At 38.0% G+C, this 1,419-nt stretch carries 3 protein-coding genes; 2 read left to right on the top strand and 1 reads right to left on the bottom strand.

From position 1 onward, the window contains the following. Positions 1-378: 378 nt before the first annotated feature. Both O9290_RS11335 and O9290_RS11330 read left to right on the top strand, forming a co-directional pair. Entirely contained in the window at positions 379-621 is a 243-nt protein-coding gene (locus O9290_RS11335; protein ID WP_288054846.1) for a hypothetical protein, read from the top strand. Further along, positions 618-836, top strand: coding sequence for a DUF2283 domain-containing protein (locus tag O9290_RS11330; protein ID WP_002769327.1), 219 nt, complete (start codon positions 618-620; stop codon positions 834-836). The genes O9290_RS11335 and O9290_RS11330 overlap by 4 nt, the downstream gene beginning before the upstream one ends. A gap of 57 nt (positions 837-893) precedes the next feature. Here the strand turns inward: O9290_RS11330 and O9290_RS11325 are convergent, their stop codons facing one another. Continuing rightward, positions 894-1,154 (bottom strand): hypothetical protein, encoded by a 261-nt coding sequence (locus tag O9290_RS11325; protein WP_052278228.1) that lies wholly within the window; start codon positions 1,152-1,154, stop codon positions 894-896. Positions 1,155-1,419 lie beyond the last annotated feature (265 nt).

Genomic DNA, 1,419 nt, shown 5'->3' with positions numbered 1-1,419 from the left:
AGTAAGCCAGACAGGAGCCAGAAAAAGATATTTATCAGAAAAGTCATGAGCAAGCTAGAGGTTTAAAGACTGAGCGGGTTCCAATTATTTTTATTAATAAATATTTTACACAATTCATACCAGGTAGGCAAGAGGGCTACGCCACTACTACCGAATCATTACTAACTTTAAAATTGCGATCATTTTGGTTTTTGAAAGAGCGATCGCCGTGTTACCCTAGTGGACAGAAAGTAATCTACAAGATATCAGTTAAAGCCATGAGTGAAGCAGTTGTGACACTTCTTAGACAGTTCAAAAAACTTTCAGTCAGAGAAATATCTAAGTTCCTTGCTTTAATTCAACGATAATAAGTCTCCCTTACTGACTACAACCATTTTTATGCCAAAATATATATTTACTAACTATTTTGAAAATGATGTTTTAACAAAACGCCCTTACCTCAAAAAAGAATGGTGTATTTACGTTATCGAAAACCCCATTCGCTGTGAACCTCAAGAAGATAACCGTTTTCGCTTTTGGGCGCAGACAAAAGAATTTGGCGATCGATACCTGAGAGTCATTACTCTAGAAGACAAGCTGACTATCCACAACGCCTTTCCAGACCGGAGCTTTAGACCATGAAGATTAACTACTACCCAGAAACAGACTCCCTTTATATCCACCTTGCAGACAAATCCAGTGTTGATAGCCAAGAAATTTCAGAAGGAGTCGTTGCCGATTACGATGAATTAGGGAACCTAGTCGGTTTAGACATTGATAATGCCAGCAAAAAAGTGCAACTCGGTGAATTTATTATCAATCAACTCCCCCTCGTCCCCCTGAAGACATCTGCATAAGTTTAAGTAAATTAGGGAGAAATGAAGCGGCGATCGGCGTGTTACTCTAAATGATTTTTAGTGACCACAACTTTTAACCCATTCCCTTAACTCATCCTCATCAATTTCTTCCTCTGCTTCAACCCCAGTTATCCATTCCTGCGGATCACCTAAATTTTCCAATCTCTTAATGGCTAAAGCTTCTGCTGATGATATTGCAGGGTCATCTTCCAGAATAATAATAACCTCTACTTTTCTTCCAGGGAAAAGCTGATCTGAATGAATTTCTAGACGACCATCTGACTGAACAAAAATTGTTTGACGAATCGCTTGAGTCATTAGTAACCTCTTGGCTTTTGCTGATGTTAATGTAAGCTAAAAATTTACCTTCAGTCATCAAATTCAATTTTTTTTAGACTGAGTATGCTATATAACAAGTCTTTTTACTCTTGAATACGACATATTTTTGGCTCTTCGGTTTGTGTTATGCAATGGACGGGGGTTATAAGGGATGGAACCCTTATAGAGAAAGGCATTGCTTCGATTTTGGCCAATTGTTTTCTATCTAGAGCGAACTAATCAATTAAGTCTCTTGCCAGATAAG

This window comes from Microcystis sp. LE19-41.2A (genome assembly GCF_027530405.1).
Classification (GTDB): domain Bacteria; phylum Cyanobacteriota; class Cyanobacteriia; order Cyanobacteriales; family Microcystaceae; genus Microcystis; species Microcystis aeruginosa.
The sequence above is the reverse complement of the archived record's forward strand: the minus strand, read 5'-3'. Positions and strand labels throughout refer to the sequence as shown.